The 16,724-nt window shown below is 46.7% G+C and carries 19 protein-coding genes and 1 pseudogene; 19 read left to right on the top strand and 1 reads right to left on the bottom strand.

What is annotated here, in order from left to right; translation table 11 throughout:
* Positions 1-130: 130 nt before the first annotated feature.
* From B5Y67_RS00570 to B5Y67_RS00550, 5 genes are all read left to right on the top strand, one after another.
* Positions 131-538 (top strand): very short patch repair endonuclease, encoded by a 408-nt coding sequence (locus tag B5Y67_RS00570; protein ID WP_052152863.1) that lies wholly within the window; start codon positions 131-133, stop codon positions 536-538.
* 271 nt (positions 539-809) lie between these two features.
* Positions 810-1,145: a hypothetical protein gene (locus tag B5Y67_RS00565; protein WP_021315225.1), complete on the top strand. Its 336-nt coding sequence runs from the start codon at positions 810-812 to the stop codon at positions 1,143-1,145.
* Between the two features lie 100 nt (positions 1,146-1,245).
* Positions 1,246-2,895: a hypothetical protein gene (locus B5Y67_RS00560; RefSeq protein ID WP_088224649.1), complete on the top strand. Its 1,650-nt coding sequence runs from the start codon at positions 1,246-1,248 to the stop codon at positions 2,893-2,895.
* Positions 2,896-2,939: 44 nt separating this feature from the next.
* The gene (locus tag B5Y67_RS00555; protein ID WP_088224648.1) at positions 2,940-3,623 is read left to right on the top strand and encodes a hypothetical protein; all 684 of its coding nucleotides are present in this window, start codon (positions 2,940-2,942) and stop codon (positions 3,621-3,623) included.
* 112 nt (positions 3,624-3,735) lie between these two features.
* On the top strand, positions 3,736-4,308 hold the full coding sequence (locus B5Y67_RS00550) for a hypothetical protein (protein ID WP_088224647.1): 573 nt from the start codon (positions 3,736-3,738) through the stop codon (positions 4,306-4,308).
* A 506-nt stretch (positions 4,309-4,814) separates the two neighbouring features.
* Here the strand turns inward: B5Y67_RS00550 and B5Y67_RS00545 are convergent.
* A complete protein-coding gene (locus tag B5Y67_RS00545) occupies positions 4,815-5,843 on the bottom strand; it encodes a hypothetical protein (RefSeq protein ID WP_140419026.1) in 1,029 nt (342 codons plus the stop codon).
* A gap of 408 nt (positions 5,844-6,251) precedes the next feature.
* Between B5Y67_RS00545 and B5Y67_RS00540 the strand changes: the two genes are divergently transcribed.
* The 14 genes and pseudogenes from B5Y67_RS00540 to B5Y67_RS25645 form a co-directional block, all read left to right on the top strand.
* The gene (locus tag B5Y67_RS00540) at positions 6,252-6,758 is read left to right on the top strand and encodes a hypothetical protein (RefSeq protein WP_088224645.1); all 507 of its coding nucleotides are present in this window, start codon (positions 6,252-6,254) and stop codon (positions 6,756-6,758) included.
* Between the two features lie 176 nt (positions 6,759-6,934).
* Positions 6,935-7,138: a hypothetical protein gene (locus B5Y67_RS00535; protein WP_088224644.1), complete on the top strand. Its 204-nt coding sequence runs from the start codon at positions 6,935-6,937 to the stop codon at positions 7,136-7,138.
* 4 nt (positions 7,139-7,142) lie between these two features.
* On the top strand, positions 7,143-8,075 hold the full coding sequence (locus tag B5Y67_RS00530) for a DNA adenine methylase (protein WP_088224643.1): 933 nt from the start codon (positions 7,143-7,145) through the stop codon (positions 8,073-8,075).
* Positions 8,076-8,105: 30 nt separating this feature from the next.
* Positions 8,106-8,540: an AbrB/MazE/SpoVT family DNA-binding domain-containing protein gene (locus tag B5Y67_RS00525; RefSeq protein WP_088224642.1), complete on the top strand. Its 435-nt coding sequence runs from the start codon at positions 8,106-8,108 to the stop codon at positions 8,538-8,540.
* A complete protein-coding gene (locus B5Y67_RS00520; protein WP_088224641.1) occupies positions 8,537-8,830 on the top strand; it encodes an AbrB family transcriptional regulator in 294 nt (97 codons plus the stop codon). Before B5Y67_RS00525 ends, B5Y67_RS00520 begins: the two co-directional genes overlap by 4 nt.
* On the top strand, positions 8,823-9,410 hold the full coding sequence (locus B5Y67_RS00515) for a hypothetical protein (protein WP_088224640.1): 588 nt from the start codon (positions 8,823-8,825) through the stop codon (positions 9,408-9,410). The genes B5Y67_RS00520 and B5Y67_RS00515 overlap by 8 nt, the downstream gene beginning before the upstream one ends.
* 83 nt (positions 9,411-9,493) lie before the next feature.
* The gene (locus B5Y67_RS00510; RefSeq protein WP_088224639.1) at positions 9,494-14,128 is read left to right on the top strand and encodes an S-layer homology domain-containing protein; all 4,635 of its coding nucleotides are present in this window, start codon (positions 9,494-9,496) and stop codon (positions 14,126-14,128) included.
* A 33-nt stretch (positions 14,129-14,161) separates the two neighbouring features.
* Complete coding sequence (locus B5Y67_RS00505) at positions 14,162-14,722, top strand: YodL domain-containing protein (protein WP_088224638.1); 561 nt, start codon at positions 14,162-14,164, stop codon at positions 14,720-14,722.
* A gap of 60 nt (positions 14,723-14,782) precedes the next feature.
* Entirely contained in the window at positions 14,783-15,187 is a 405-nt protein-coding gene (locus tag B5Y67_RS00500; protein WP_088224637.1) for a SpoVG family protein, read from the top strand.
* Between the two features lie 14 nt (positions 15,188-15,201).
* Positions 15,202-15,330 (top strand): hypothetical protein, encoded by a 129-nt coding sequence (locus B5Y67_RS26090; protein ID WP_282432736.1) that lies wholly within the window; start codon positions 15,202-15,204, stop codon positions 15,328-15,330.
* A gap of 150 nt (positions 15,331-15,480) precedes the next feature.
* Positions 15,481-15,864 carry a hypothetical protein gene (locus B5Y67_RS00495; RefSeq protein WP_088224636.1) on the top strand — a complete coding sequence of 128 codons (384 nt, stop codon included), beginning with the start codon at positions 15,481-15,483 and terminating at the stop codon, positions 15,862-15,864.
* Positions 15,865-15,908: 44 nt separating this feature from the next.
* Positions 15,909-16,139 carry a DUF6133 family protein gene (locus B5Y67_RS00490; protein WP_088224635.1) on the top strand — a complete coding sequence of 77 codons (231 nt, stop codon included), beginning with the start codon at positions 15,909-15,911 and terminating at the stop codon, positions 16,137-16,139.
* A complete protein-coding gene (locus tag B5Y67_RS00485; RefSeq protein WP_088224634.1) occupies positions 16,129-16,572 on the top strand; it encodes an A24 family peptidase in 444 nt (147 codons plus the stop codon). Before B5Y67_RS00490 ends, B5Y67_RS00485 begins: the two co-directional genes overlap by 11 nt.
* Before the next feature lie 13 nt (positions 16,573-16,585).
* Positions 16,586-16,724: pseudogene (locus tag B5Y67_RS25645) on the top strand (pilus assembly protein CpaB); the annotation flags it as partial.

Genomic DNA, 16,724 nt, shown 5'->3' with positions numbered 1-16,724 from the left:
TGCTTGATAAAGCTTGTTAAACAGTAAAATTCCAATGGAATTGTCTGAGTTAAGATGCAAGAACTCAAACTGGTGACCAAGTTTCCGCCGGGAAATAACTCCTATCAGGGTGCGAAACTTAAATTATAATATGTCGCGGATTCGAAGCGGAAATACCAAACCTGAAGAAATCGTGCGAAAGTATCTTTTTTCAAGGGGCCTTCGATATAGAAAAAATGACAAACGCTATCCCGGCAAACCGGATGCAGTTTTTCCCAAATATCGAACAGTTGTCTTTATCAATGGTTGTTTCTGGCATTCTCACAGCGGATGCCCAGGGTTTGTAATGCCTAAGTCTAATCTCGAATACTGGAAGCCTAAATTGGAACGTAATCGTCAGCGGGACGCTGAAAATATTGATGTTTTACAAAAGAACGGTTGGCGAGTAATTGTAGTTTGGGAATGTGAGTTAAAAAAAACATTGCGCGATGAAAGACTTGCTAAGCTTTATGATGAGATAACGGCAATTATTAATGACTTTGACGCAAATAGATATTAAAGACAAGCAGACAAGTCTCTCCGAAAATATTTCTCGGTTGGGGTGCTTGTCTGTTTTGCGAAATAGCTGTTTTTGTGCTACATGGAAAACCTTATGCATATGTCGATGCACGATATCTTTCTTAGAAGGGATTCTTGGACTTCTGCTTGATTCAAGATATATAAAGGTAGAATATTAACACTTTTAGTTATGATAATAGAGTTTATTTTAGAATTTATTCAAAAAAGATTGTCAATTACATCTTTGGCCCAGTAAGATCGGAGGTAAATACATGGGAAAATATACAGATGAAGAAATAAGAAAGTTTCCCAAGATTACTTGTAAAATAGCCGGTGATTATCTCGGAATATCGCCAATGGCAGTCAGTATCGGCATGAGAAATCATCTGCTTCCAATTGGGTTCGCCATCCATAATGAAGATAAGTATTCAGACAGCTGGAGCTACCAAATCATTGCTGAAAGGCTGATTGCGTATAAATATGGGAAAATATCAGAAGTTCAGGTTCAAAATATCGAAAAAAGCCTCAACACAATTATTTCTCAGTTTGAAGAAATGAAAAAAGACTTGCTTTTTATATTAAGCGAAAACGCGGAACAAGAGACTTGAAATTATTTGAATACGCGTTTTCGCTCAATATAGAGAAAGATATCTGAGTCTAAAATGCAGTTGTATTAAATCTGAAGAAGTTAGTGAAAAGAGGGGTGCTATGCCGGAAGAGCAGTTCATTAAAATAAGCAGAGAAATTTTATATAATGAAATATGGGAGATTTCAGCTGCCGGTGCTGCGAAGAAATATAATGTCCCTTATGCAGAACTGCTCAGGTTATGCAAAGAGGTAGAAATTCCGATTCCGCCCTCTGGATACTGGACCAAATTAAACTTTGGAAAGCTAGTTGAAAAAAGCCCATTGCCGCTATCGTCACAAAGTGAAGTAGTACTTCCTATAAATAACGTTGAATCCAGACGTTCTAAGCGTTCTGCCACTTCGAAATCTACCGATAATGTAAACAAAGATGATAATAAATCAAAAATAATAGATTCAGAAGCCGGAGTTGCAATACAAGCTGATACTGAGGGACAATCACTAGATGAAGTTACTGACGAAAATAATAGTCAGCTTACTTATCGTACAGTGTCAGGCCAATGGAATACGTATAACAGAGAAAAATTGTACGAGGAAGTATGGGCCAAACCAGTAGTTCAAGTTGCAGTTCAATATGGTGTTTCCGATGTAGCGATACATAAAATCTGTAAATCTCTCAATGTGCCGGTTCCTCCGCGAGGATACTGGGCAAGGATTCGTGCAGGAGAGAAAATAAAAAAGCCTCCCCTTCCTGCTGCGAAAGGGATTAGCGAAAAAACTGGTTTGAAAACTTTTGAAGGTACTAAAGTGCCGACTGCGCCGAAGCAGACACTTTCTTTTCTGACAGAAGATGAACGCCAAAAGGTGTTGCTTGAAGCGGACCAAATTCAGTTGCCGGATGAAAATGCAAAGCTGCATAATAAGATAAGAGCTTATCACTCTAAAGTAAAGGAATGGAACAAAAACGACAGAAAATCTGAAGGCGCTCAAAGAGGCTTTAAAAACTATACTGATCGTCCGCCATTTTTGGCAGGTGTTATTTCGAGTGAAACACTTCCTCGCGTTTACCGTATTCTTGATGCCTTGTATCGTCAGGTCGAAATTCTAGGTGGTTCTGTTAATGATGACCTTTCACTCCAGATTAGAAATGAACATGTGAGTCTTGAAATATCTGAGGCCCAGGATGAGATAAAACATGAAATTACCAGGCAGGAAGCTCAGGAATTAATTATTTATGAGGATGCAATGCGTCATAACAAGTGGGCAAGCAAACCCAACATTCGAAAATATGACTATATTTTCAACGGGAAACTAAGAATTTGTATTCGTCAAAGCCGGTATTTCAGGGATTCCGAAAAGGAAAAAGTAGAATCCAGGCTCGGTGATATGCTGATAGAGCTATACGAAGAATCTGAAGTAGTTCGTAAAAATCGCGAAGCTTATGAGGAAGAAAAAAGGAGAGAAGCTGAAGAGAAAAGGCTCCGCGAAGAACGTAGAAACCGATATAACGAAGAAGTTGATAAGACTGCTGCATTAACAAACATGGCTCAAGACTATGATATGGCATGTAAAATCAGAGCTTATATTAATGCATTGGAACCCAAAGTCGAAATGAAAGATGAAAAAACAGCTGAATTTATTGATTGGGCGAAGAAAAAAGCTGATTGGTTTGATCCGACAGTAGCGAGAGAAGATGAATTATTTGGAGAGCGGGAGCATGAAAAGAATGAGAATGAGAAAGCTCTGAAAAAAGCCGGAAGCTACTGGTGGTAATGTAGAGGATTAAGTCATTTCTCACCATAATATGGAGGTGTGGTATGAAAAACTTAACCTTTACTAAGTCTAGAGTTCTTGATTATTTATGGCAGTATTCTCGTTTTTACTCACAAAGGCTTTTTGAATGTGAGGAATTTTCTATAGAAGGAAAAGGATATGCTGCAGTTACATTGCTATTTTCTTGCTTTGGAAATATATGTAAGTCGGTAACAAATGATTATGACTCTAGTTTTTATGAAGTTGTTAAAAAGCTTAAAGAGAATCTTTCTATATCAGAAGCAGAATATCATTTTCTAAATCAAGATGAGTTTTGTATAAGAAAAATAAGAAATTTATTTGCTCATGCAAACATTTCGGCAATTAATTTAGTAAATCATGAAGATAATAGAGACATTTTATATCCGTTAACAGAAGAAGCTTCTTGTATTCTATTGTATAAAAGAATATCAGAAATAGTTTTTAATTTAATCCTTAAGATAATCAGTTCACATTTTCTAGATGAATCAAGAGAGAGATTTCAAATAAATTTAGATTCTGACATTGAAAAATGCAAGTTAGAAATTAAAATACTAACATCAAAGGAAATGCTAGTTTTGAAAGGACTTCCTGAAGACTATATTTCAGATGACTTAGGAATTCCAGAGCATGCAAAGATTAGGCTAATAGAAAATGAACCAGATGATACTATATATAAGAAGATTTTTGAAAACCTGTTAGATGATTGATGTAAAATTACGATTCTTCGCCCAAATCTGTTGGCTCATAATTGGGTTGTAATTTATAAGTTGGGGATGGGTGAGAATTGATTTTTAGATGTAATAAGTGAGGATAAAGCCTATGGCAAGACGGATTTGTCCGCAATGCGGATCGAGAGAAACAGCAAAAATTCTATATGGCATGCCTGCATGGAGCCCTAAATTAGATGAACAGATAAACAAGGGCGGTATAGTGCTTGGCGGATGCTGTATTACACGGTGTGATCCTGTGTATCGGTGCAATAAATGCAAAAAAGATTTTGGAGCACCAACTGCTGATTTAGAAACCGATACCACTTCTTTTTATTTCAGCCTTGGAGGTTATTTTGATGGCTATCAGTCAGTAACCGTTACAAAGATAGACAACGGTGCAGTAATGATATACACGCTAGGACACGCTCCTGAATCAGAAACAATCGAAAAACAACTCAGCGCAGATGAATGGTTGTCGTTCATACATAGCCTTTACCGCTGCTATATTACTGATTGGAAGAAACGATACGTTGATCCGCATGTTCTAGACGGAACGCAGTGGGAACTGATTGTATCTTTCCTTAACGGGAAACCATTGAAAATACACGGAAGCAATAGGTACCCGATTCACTGGACTAAACTTCTCAAAACTATAAAAATACTTGGAGTATCCATGAGATGACAAAATTGTATCGAATAAAGCCTTCAAGAGATAAGCACGCTTTTGAAGGTTTTATTGCTTACAATTAACTTGAATTGTTAAGCAAAAGCAGGTGCCGAAACACTCAAAAATTGGCCTGTCCAGGCAATGGTCTCTGAAATATAACCCACCGCCAAGGGGATACCAGATTTATACGGCATCTTTTTTGTATCCTCAAGGCACGTTGAGAGTATAATAATGATGACGTATAGTGGTTCTAAGGGCAAATAAGGTATGTTAACCACTATATGTAGTGGTTTCGGAGCAAAAAAGGGGCAAAAATCGGGCTTAAAATGCGCATTTTTTGGTCCGATTTTTTGGGGCGTTTCATAGATGACATTGAATATTTTTGATAGTGATAAGAGCAAAGGGCAAAAGTCCACACTGATTCGCATTTGTACCAATGGGAAGTTAATACCATGTAAATTGTTACGGAGAAAATGGAATGTGGTTGAGGACTCTTCTAATAATATCATTCCTAGCTAAAGTTAAAAATCATCGAGATCTTGGATTAATGGTGTAAAAATATAATTCATTACTAAGTAATATCGATCTTTGCGGTTTAACCACCACCACCATCTCATGACATCATTCTTCAATTTTCTGAAATTATAAGTTTTTAAAGGGGAATAAATATTGCTACCCGCTATAGCGTACTTTTCATACCATTTACTAATTAATTCTATTGTCACAGTTCCATCTTCAGTTAGATATTGGGGATTATTCATTATTTCTTTATTAAACTCAGACTCGACTCCATTATCTTTTCCAAAAACAAAAGTATCAGTTAATATCATAATCTTGCCTGTTTCTTTTTTTGTTGTATCATATAACAACTTTAAGTGCTGGAATGTTAAACCGTTTGCAAAATCTGTTGGTTCAGTATATTTAAAAATGTCATTTACACAAAATTTAGAGTCAATATTCATGAACATATATGGAAATAAATCGTTAACATAAAAAGTAGAGAATAATTGAGTCAGAATTAAATCTGAAACGGATATGGCAAAAGGCATTTTATTATGTATTTCATTAGGAAGAATTAATGAAGGAATTCTTTTCGTCATTACATTTAGAAACTTTAATATTCCTTCAACGGTTTTAATATTACTTCTTTTTAGTTCAGCCTTAAAAATCTCTCTCAATCCTGTTACATCAAATTGAACAAAGGTTATCTTATCAATAAACCTCTCTGGTATATACTGTTTTGCTCCTTCTAAAGCGACATCATCAATATCTACAAGAACAACATCCGAAAATTTTTCACAAATAAAATCCATTGGTAAGTCTGTACATTTACCAGCTCCATATATAATTATATTTTCTTTTTCTAGGTTTGGAAACTCTTTGAGAAGTCTAAATAGTGATAGATATACCGCTCTTCTTTCTATTGACCAAAGTTCATATTCAGTAGTTGCAAGATTTAAATCATCTAAAGGTTTTATACTCGGATATTTCCCATAACAACATCTTTCTATATCCAAACCACTACCACAAAAACAATCAACCATATTCACTGCAACCTTTCTTATGCTTTAATAATTCTTCCTAAGAAGCACCATATTTAACCTTCAACACCTTTCTTAAATTTACCTTCTTAAATTAAACAAAATTGAAATAAAGGATAAAATTTTTGGATTAATTGTCCTTTTATTCGAATATACTTCACCTTCCAATAAATAAACAGTTATTATTAACCCTCACTAAAGACCCAAATACACCTGTTATCCAGGCTTTGTGTCGGACGGTCGAAAAATCTAAAGCCATTAGGATGAAAAGTCTTGATGACTTTATTATTATATAATCCCAAAACAATTTTTTACACCTGCGTCAGGCAGAAGCACACGAGGCTATGTTTTTCTTTTTCAGAAAGCGTAGCCTTTTTTTTATTGCCTGATGTGGCGAAAAAGAATGGAGGAAACAAAATGGCAAACGAGACAATGAGTATCTTTTTCCCTCTAAAGATACTCACCTACCCCGAGGGCGAGTATGGGCTGGAGGACAGTCCGATGGTAATCACCCCTGCGGAGGCGGTGTCTTATGAGGATGCTATCCTCGCCGCAATCGCAAAGGTGAACCGTCTCTTTGAAAACGACCGAGGACTTGCAGAATACATCCGCGACGAAACTCTAAATAAAAAGGTGTATAGCCTGTATCCGTCAGTGGAAATCGTCGACGGTGAGTTATGGGGAGTCATGACAGTCGGGCTGAAGGAGTCCCTCTCAGGAGAGGAAACCGCTGAGCTTCTTGATTTTGTGACTGGGCAAAACAGCGACGGCTACGGCGAAGGTCTGGAACAGCGTCCTATTAAAACTCCTGACGGCGAGATCTACGTCAGCTTCTGGAATCATGAAAACTATTCCTTAAAGCTTGAGCAGGAGATGAAAAACAGCTCGCCTGACCTTGGATACGGAAGTCAGGTGATGGGATGAATGAAAAAATGAACGGACAAATAGCGCTCTTTGGTTTCTTATGAAGCTGAAGGGCGCTTTTTTTGTTGCAGCAGATTGCGGTAAGCAATACAACTATTATAAATGAAAGAACGAGAAGGCGTTGTCTTACAAAAAAGGCAGCGCCTTTTTTGTTTTTCCGAGAAAGGAGCTGAACCATGAAGCATGATGTAACACCAGAAGAAAAAACAGGAGATGGAGAAAACGTTCCTCCTGCAAAGCATTCATTGCCTCTGCCTGAAGATACCGCACGCTGTGCCGGCTGTCCTTATCCCGGCGTCAGCTTTATCTGCTGGAGTCCTGACGGCTCCTGCATGAGAACCGATGTTGAGAAATTCAGCCGCCGGAGCAAAGGGAGGTGATGGATTGAACAGCATCATCAGCTGGGTGGGCGGCAAAAAGGCTCTGCGGGATATGATCTATCAGCGTATGCCGAAGGAATTCGGAAGGTACATTGAGGTCTTTGGCGGCGGGGGTTGGGTGCTGTTCGGACGGCCTCCGGACGCCGCTATGGAGGTCTACAACGATTTCAATTCAGACCTGGCAAATCTGTTCCGCTGCGTCCGTGACCGTCCCTTTGCTCTGCTCAGGGAGCTGAATTTCTTTCCGCTGAACGGGCGCGACGAATTTAATGTCCTAAAAAAATATCTGGAGAGGGAGGAATTCACAAATGAGTACCTGAGGGAGGAATTGGATATCGCGCAGAGGTTTCTAAGTGAACCGCAGTTTGAGGAAATCAAGTCGATCCTTCTGGAAAACGCACAGATGAACGATGTAAAACGTGCCGCTGTCTTCTATCGTCTCATCCGGCTAAGCTACGGAAGCGGCTGCACCAGCTACGGATGTCAGCCCTTCGACATCCGAAAAACCTTTCATCTTCTCTGGCAGGGCAGCCGGAGGCTCAAAGATACAGTCATTGAGAACAAGGACTTTGAAGCACTGATCAAACAGTACGACCGTGAAAATGCCTTTATCTATTGCGACCCGCCATATTATCAGACGGAAGGTCACTATTCCGTGGAATTTAAAAAAGACGATCACTACCGTCTGCGGGACACCTTGGCATCTTGTCAGGGTAAATGGCTGGTCAGCTACAATGACTGCGAATTCATTCGGGAGCTATATAAAGACTTCAACGTCGAAGCGGTTAGCCGCATCAATAACCTTGCCCAGCGCTATGACAACGGCTGTGAATACGCCGAAGTCCTGATCTCAAATTACGATACCGACGAAAGGCTGAGTGACATGCCGACTCAGCTGGGGCTCTTTGATCACGCTGGATTTTGCGGCATGGAATAACAAATCAAATCTATCAGGAGGTACATCGATATGAAACTGTTTGAAACGGTTGCGACCGTGGACAAGTACGGCCGCATCACCCTGCAGACGGAAATGCTCGATGCCGCGGGACTAAAGCCCGGCGACGAGGTGCAGGTCATTCTTGCTGTGAGGGAGGAGGAATCGGAAAATCTCTGCCCGCAGCTTGTTATTACTCCCAACGACCGGAAAACTTCGGCACAGATGTCCGGCTATCATGAAAATGATGGGGACGTCGACCTGACTCTGCCCAACACTCTGCTGGAAGCGGCGGAGATTCAGGAGGGCAGCGACTTGGAGATCATCTGCACGGCCGGCGCCATCGTCATCATGGAAGCGGATATTCTGGACAACCTGCCAGACGAGCTCCGTGAATTTTTTGAAGAGCTTGGCTTCGACCCCGGCACAGTTCGGGAGGTTATGAGAGAGGAGGGATACTTCGTATGAAAGCAAAACCAATTTACAAAATCCTTGACGATAAGGGTCGTGTCCTGATCCCAAAGGCGCTCCGCACAGCCGCCGAAATAGAGCATGGCGATATCGTGCGGCTCGGCGTTCAGAAGGGCGTCGTCACAGCAAAAAAGGTTGATCTCATCGAAATCGGTGACCAGTCGCCGGAGGCAGTGGAAGCGTTCGTACGCGCCGCCATCCGCGATATGCCGAAGGAAACACAGATCGGCATTGCCGCAAGACTGCTGGAGATGATCGAGCAGAGAAAGGGGCAGCATCATGAGTGAAAAAACGTTATTTACACAGGAAGACTGCCTGCAGACCGGATTTGATATGCCCATAGGCGGTAAGGTTATAGTCCTCAGACCCTCTGTGCTGTCGGAGGAATTCAGAAATACCAGGCACCAGCTGTATTTCTGTACCGGAGGCTTCGGCAGTAAACCCAATCCCAGCGGTCGATCCGTCTTCGCCGTTTCCCTAGCGGACGGTGAGCAGGTTCGCTGGAACCGTAGTGATGTCCTCGGCATCGCAAAGCCGGAAATCCTGTCTGACCATGCTCGGCTCCAGCTCTCACAGATCCGTCCGGCTGATGCGTTGGATTTGAAAAGCCACGAACCTAAGTACAGCGGCTATTGCTTTCTGCCGGACGGAAGATACACCTCCGGCGTGTGGCTGTGCAGTACCAAGGAGGTACAGGACTATATCGAGATGCAGAAGGACTACCAGCAACGGGTGATGATTTGCGACCGGGATGACTTCTGCGTCTTTGAGATGATTGAAGGAAAGCTCATTCATCCGTCTCCGGAAGCTCTGGATGCATTCTTAAAGGAGCGGCAGGAGCAGGGCGGTATGGATATGAAGCTATGAAAACAATAAGGACTTAAGGCCGGAGTCAGATTGATGATTCCGGTTTTTTCGTTACCAAAAATTAAAGAAAGGACTAAAAACCCATGAAACAGAAAGGAAAGCGCATCGTCATTATTGCCCTTGCTCTGCTTCTTCTGATATGCGGCGGCATCTATACGGTATACCGCCTGCATCCGAAGAGCTTTGTCGGGCAGGACGATATCATCACCCGCGGTGAGTACGCCGCGATACTGGCGCGGGATCTTTCGATTGACACCACAAACGCGGAAAAAGACCCGCCCAGCTTTCCCGACATAGATGGTCACTGGTCGGAGAAATATATCGAGGCGCTGATAGACGTCGGAATCATTGACCCCGCCGATTACCCTGACGGTTTCCATCCTGATGATCCCATCACCCGTGCCGAAATCATCAAGATGCTCGTAAGAGCGGAGGGGAAAAACGAGGAAGCCGAAAACAGTCAGGGGCACAGCGGGTATCAGGATCAGTCGGATATCAAGGATGATGACAAAGGATATGTCATCATCGGCCGCGAGGACGGAATCATCGGGGACACGGATGATAATAAATTCCATCCCAACGATCCGGTGACTAAGGGCGAAGCCGAGGATCTGAACGACAAGACCAAGCCGGAACCGTCCGCACCGACGCCGACAAATCCATCACAGACTCCAGGAGCACCGGCGCCGAGCCCGACGCCTGACCCCACAGAGAAGCCGGTGCCCACACCGACGAATCCGGATGAAGGTCAGCCAACCCCAACTCCTGCACCGACTCCCTCGCCCACACCGGGTAATCCGGGCGGCGGTTCCGGAGGCTCGGGGGGTCACACATATTATCCTGATGCTCAGATACGTTTTGAGTTTCCCGAAACCGCTCACACCGACAGCGAAATACAGGTGATGCCTGTATGGAAGTATATGAAAAGCTACACCTGGTCACTGACCAAAACCGCTGTGGATGGCTCTCAGCAGCCCGTAGAGCTGGCGGACGCCGTCAGCGGAACCCTCGGCCTGGAGGGAGGTACAATCCAGTTCAAGGAGGACGGACAATACACTCTGACCGCTACGGCGAAAAACGCCAGAGGAAAAGAAACCGTGCTATCCAGGCAGATCACGGTGTATCCGGTTATCGACCTGAGCTTTGACCTGCCGGAAACCACCCATACGGACAAATCAATCACGCTTACATTTCCGTTGGAAAAGCTCTACGGTTACGACATTGTGTGGACGGCAACGAAGGACGGAGAAACCGTCCAGACGACCGACATTCTGGAGGGAACGCTCGGAAATGAAGGCGGTACCTTTGTGTTCAGGAATAAGGGTGAATATACACTCACAGCGTCCATAACAGACAATACCGGCCGCGTATTCACCCACAGCGAAAGCACCAAGGTTTATCCGGTTGCCGGAATTTCCTTTGAACTCCCGTCTGCCTCCCATACGGATACAACCCTCGGCGTCTCAACTGTGCTGACGGAGGCTGACGGACTGACAGTCAACTGGAGTCTTACCAAAAACGGCGAGGCGGCTGCCCTTGCGGATGCGGTTGACGGCGTACTGACCAACGATGGCGGCATAGTCCGCTTCAAGGACAAGGGCGTATATATGCTCACCGGGACGCTCACCGATGAAACCGGCAGAACCTTCGAAGCTTCTGATACGGTCACCGTATACCCTGTAGGCTCTATCGGCTTTTATGCGCCGGAGATCACCCACACCGACGAAACGGTCCATGTGGAAACACACTTTGAGAACCTCGGCGATGCCGCAATCGAGTGGTCGCTGACCAAGGACGGAAAAACCGTTGACCTTGCCGACGCGGTTCAGGGCGATCTGACTAACGGCGGCGGCTTCATCCGCTTTAAAGACAAGGGCGAGTATGTTCTGAATGCTGCCTTCACCGACCCGGCCGGCAGAACCTACAGTTATACCGCACCGGTCAAGGCGTACCCCGTCCCCAGTATCACGTATACCTTGCCGGAAACTGCTTACACCGATACCACAGTTAACGTGGTTCCGGAAACCTCCGAGCTGGGCAGCCTGAAGGTTGAGTGGCTGCTGGAGAACGGCCTCGGATTCCAGGATTTTGGGACGTATGTCGACGGGATGCTGGATAACAAAGGCGGCTCCATCTGCTTCAAGCATGCCGGGACCTATGAACTGATCGCGCGCATTACCGATGAAACCGGCCGGGTATTTTTATTCGAGAACGGCGGCAGGATCGAAGTCCTGCCGGTGTTGGGTATTTCCTTTGAGCTTCCCAAAGCGACCCATACCGACCGCACCATTGACCTTAGAACACGCGGCAACAATAACGTGCTGCCGGTGGAGTGGACAATCACCAAGGACGGCGAGCAGGTTGAGTCTTCGAATGTCATGGAGGGAAGCCTGAACGCCTACGGCGGAAAAATACGCTTTACGCAGGTCGGAGATTATACCCTCACCGCCTCCATGACAGATGCGCTGGGCAGAGTGTTCTCCTACAGCGCATCCACTTCGGTCTATCCGATCCCGACGATTTCACTCAGCGCGCCGCAGGTCTGGTATGCCGGTGAAGCCGGAACAGTCAGCGTCAGCGGTACAGATTTGGCGAACCTTACTGCGGACTGGACAGTCGTGAAAGATGACGGCGGTGCCGAACCGTATTACAATTACGCATCCGGTACGCTCACAAAAGAGGGCGGCAGCCTGACCTTTCCGACAAAGGGACAGTATGAGCTGACTCTTACCATGACGGACCCCACCGGCCGCACCTTTGTTCAAAGCAGAAACCTCACGGTCTATCCTATCCCATCGATGTCACTGAGCCTCCCGCAGACCTGGCATGCCGGGGAAGCCGGAACGATCGGCGTCAACGGTACGGATCTGGAGAACCTTACAGCGGGTTGGACAGTCAAGCAAGGAGATGACGCTGAGAAGCCTTACTCTGATTATGCTTCCGGTGCTCTGACCAAGGATGGCGGCTCAATCACCTTCCCGTCGAAAGGACAGTACCAGCTGATCCTCACGATGACGGATACCAACGGCCGTGCTTTCACCGAAAGCCAAAGTTTCACAGTATATCCCATTCCGTCCGTTTCGCTCAGTATCCCAGAGCCATGGTACGCCGGGGAAGCCGGAACGGTCGGCGTCAGCGGAACGGACTTGGAGAACCTCACAGCGGACTGGGCGATCTGTCAGGGCAGCGGTGAGGTAAAGCCATATTCAGCCTATGCCAACGGAAACCTGGCTAAAGCGGGCGGCATAATTACCTTCCCCTCAAAAGGACAGTATGAACTGACTCTCACGCTGACGGACCCCACCGGCCGCACCTTTACTAAGAGACAGAGCTTCATAATATCTCCCATCCCGACCATGAGCATCGGCGTCCCTCCGTTAACCTACAGCGGCGAGTCCATAGCCGTCACCGCCTTAGGTGCGGAGCTTGATGGAGCGAACGTCAACTGGCTCATCTCTGTGGATGGCGGCGAAGCAAAGCCCTACACCCAATACGCGGCAGGCTCAGTCGGAGCAAGCGGCGGCAGTCTTACCATCAGCACGGATAAAACCATTGCGGTAAAGCTGATTGCTGAAGCTACGGACACAAACCGCAGGAAATTCACCTTTACGTCCAACACAGCGACCGTCAAGCCAATTGCGAGCTTCCCGTTCATCGTTCCGTCCTCCGTGCATATCGGCTCCAGCTTCAGCGTAACCCTGCCGGCCACATCCGGACTGGAGGGCAGAAGCCTCACATGGTCGCTGACCAAGGTAGGCACCCCGGCAAGCTACAGCGGAAGCCTCTCAAACAGCGGTGGCAGCATCAGTATCAACGCCACCGGCAGCTATACCCTGACTGCCGGTACGACTGACAGCGCAGGCAGGACATTCAGCTATTCTCAGAACATCACCGTCACCAATAACGCGCCTAACAAGCCGACTGGCAGCGCGTCGGTCACCCGAACCGCAAAAGACGGCAAGCTTCTGGTGAACATCTCGGCTTACGCCGCCGATCCTGACGGCGACGCAGTAAGCTTGGAATATTCCGGCAACACTGCTGACAGCTACTATGCTGTGGGAACCCATACCGTGAAGGTTCGGGCAAAGGACGCATGGGGACTGTATTCCGATTGGACGGATATAATCTTCACAGTAAACAACTCCGCTCCCACAACGCCGGTGATCACCCGTACTCCGGACGGCAACAGCATCGCGCCCGGCGTACCGATCACAATCATCGCCTCCAGCACCGATCCTGACGGCGATGCCATCACCTATGTATGGGAAGGACGTCCGGCACAGACCAGTACCAATTATCCGCTGGGGAAAAATGTGGTGCGCGTGAAAGCCGTGGATTCCACCGGAGCTGAATCGCCATGGGCTGCCATCGTGTTCTTTGTGGCTGATCCAAATAGAGGCGGCGGCATGACGCTGACCGGCCCTGAGTCTGTAATTCTGGAGCAAGGCATCGCGGGAGCGACTATTACCAATTACACCTTTACGGTGCCTCCTGTTTCCGGGCACAGCGGGCAGGACTATGGACGTGTGCACGGCTACAACGTGCTGACCGGGCAGTGGGATCAGCTGGACTACTCGCCGACGACCAACGGCATCACCTTCAGCCGCATCCTGTCGCCGGGAATTTACAGTCAGTTGGAGTTCTACTACTATACCAACCATGACTGCATGTACAACAAGAGCAACATCACCTATTCCGTCGACTTCTATTTTCAGTAAAACGGCAGTCCTGTCGGGAAAGGAGGAAGCCTCATGATTGGAATTCAGATTAAAAACAACCGCATCTTTTACTACGGTAACACGGCAGGCTATGTCGAAAAGGGCAAAGCCATTGTCGATCCGCTGTTCCAAGCCGACGAGCTGAAATCCTATCTTATAGAAAAGCATGGTTTGGACGTGGAATGGAGGGACGGCGTGTTCGCACGGCTGGCGGAAGGCAGGACAGACCCGGAGGGCAATGCGCAAATCCTCAAGAGCTGTCGTATCTGGCAGCTCAGACCCGATGTTGATCCCATGATGAAATTCATCGGATACGACGAGCTGCTGGAGCATTTCGGGGAGCCTGACCCGGACAATTACCGGGTGGTCTACGACGGCGAGGCGGAGACCAACGATCTGGAGGAGCTCTTCGCCAAATTCAATCTCGACCACCCGCCCGGTTATGAGGGACACAGCCTTTCTATGTCCGATGTTATCGAACTGTATGACGATTCCGGCAGCAGCTTTCACTATGTGGACCGCTTCGGCTTCAAGGAAGTATCCTTCCGGCCACCGGAGCAGGAGCTGTACCAGGGACCGACAATGAGCCTGTAACCCATCACCCGCAGCCGGAAGGCTGTTTTTTTATTCTCGGTTAAAAAAGGAGGAAATACCATGAGCAAAACACAGAGCGCGCTCAAAAAGGCGCAGGAATCCACACAGACTGCAGACGAGCAGGAACTGCCCATGAAGGTGGACGTCAAGATCAGCTCCATTCGTCCGGAGGGAAGCGTCCGCGCCTATGCGTCCGTCAACCTCAACGACTGCTTTGCCATCCGGAACGTGAAGGTTGTGGACAGCTCCAAGGGGCTGTTTATCGCGATGCCCAGCTATAAAGCGGGAAACGGCGAGTACAAGGACATCTGCTTCCCGGTCACCAAGGAATTCAGGGAGCAGCTGAACAATGCGGTCATTGAGGCATACAATCAGGCACTCACGCAGAGCCGGCAGCAGAAGGCGGCAGATACGCCCTCTTTTGACCAGGCGCTGGAGCAAAGATCCGGCATGCAGATGGGATAATCCAGGAAAAGTCTATGTTTAGAAAATTTCTGGATATGATGCCTATGCGCAAAGAGCAATGCCTTATACCTCTGAGTACCGGCCAAACCTATTATTTCAGACTTCCCAACACGAAGCTTCCGGAAAAACTATGTAATCAGTGAAAGGTTCCTGTGTAAGGAAACATGCCCGCATCCCTTGTGACTTCAGAAATTGTTGAAGATGCGGCCCAAGGCTTTCTCCTTGTGGATGACGCACAGGAATACGAAACCGGATAAGATTTGACAGGCAGTTTAACACCGGACTAACCACCGATGTTTTTTGCTGCCCATACGGAGGTGGCAAATACGAAAGAAGTAGAGCTGGAACTGGATCTGATCAGAGTTGTCCGTGATCCCAACCCTCTTTTTAAGTATCAGCTTTTTTACAGGGATGGAATGGCCACAGGTGTGGCAGGAGTATACAGCTTTGACGAGGACTGGTATTACCTTTACAAAAATGACACGGAAAGATACAGGGTCAAGCGGTGCAAAGACCTGGAAGGCATTCCGCCCGCCTTTACCTATAAGCAGCAGCGAAGAGGGCGGGAAGATAAACCGGAGGAACAAAAACCCATTGAGCAAAGTGCGGCAGCAGATCCGCCCGCTTCGGAAGAAGTGCCGGAGCAAAGCGGCTCCTTGCGTATGGACGGTATCTAAATTAAAAATTGCCAATAAAAATAAGAATTTGGAGGTAAACCACAATGAAAAAATTCGCAAACAAGGTAAACGCTAAGATCACAGAAAAAGCTGTTATGGCTCAGACTCTTCTCCTCTCCCAGCGCGGAGAAGGCTTCGTAGATACCGCCATTAAAATCCTGATGGCGGTCGTCATCGGCGCCCTCGTCCTCGGTGGTCTCTACGCCCTGTTCGGCGAAACTGTCCTGCCGACCCTGAAGCAGCGCATTATCGATATGTTTAACTATGGGAACTGATCGGGACGCTTTGGCACAGCTGGCGCCGCTTGTGCAGGGCGGCTTATTTGCTGCCCTGCTTTTGGCGGCCTCGGTCTTCGATATCCGAAAGAAAATCATCCCCGACAGCATCTGCTTTGGGATCACCCTAACAGGACTGCTCACCTTTGAACCGGTGAAGCTGGCCGGAATTTTCACTGCCGCGCTCTTTCTCACAGCCGCCCTTCTTTTTGGCGGTATGGAGGGCGGGGATATCAAGCTCATGGCGGCTGCGGGACTGGTGCTGGGCTTCAGCAAAAGTATGGCCGCAGCGGTCATAGGCTTAACCGCCCTGCTGGTATTCCATACAGGCAATACCATAATTCAAAAACTGCGCGGGAGGACTGCTCAAAAGGCATATCCTCTCGCGCCATTTCTTTCCCTCGGCTGCCTGGCAGCCTACTTTTTAACTTAAGGAGGAACACCCTATGGCCTTTCTGAAAAACCGCACGGTGCTTGGAGTAATCTGCATTGTGCTTTCTTTACTTATCTGCTTTGCACTCACGCCTTTGTTCAATCAGAGTGTCTCGCAAAAGACTCAGATCATCCGTGTCGTCAAGGACATTA

Origin of the sequence: Desulfosporosinus sp. FKB, from assembly GCF_002196705.1 — a bacterium.
Classification (GTDB): Bacteria; Bacillota; Desulfitobacteriia; order Desulfitobacteriales; family Desulfitobacteriaceae; genus Desulfosporosinus.
Note: the sequence above shows the minus strand (reverse complement) of the source record. Positions and strands in the feature narration are given on the sequence as shown.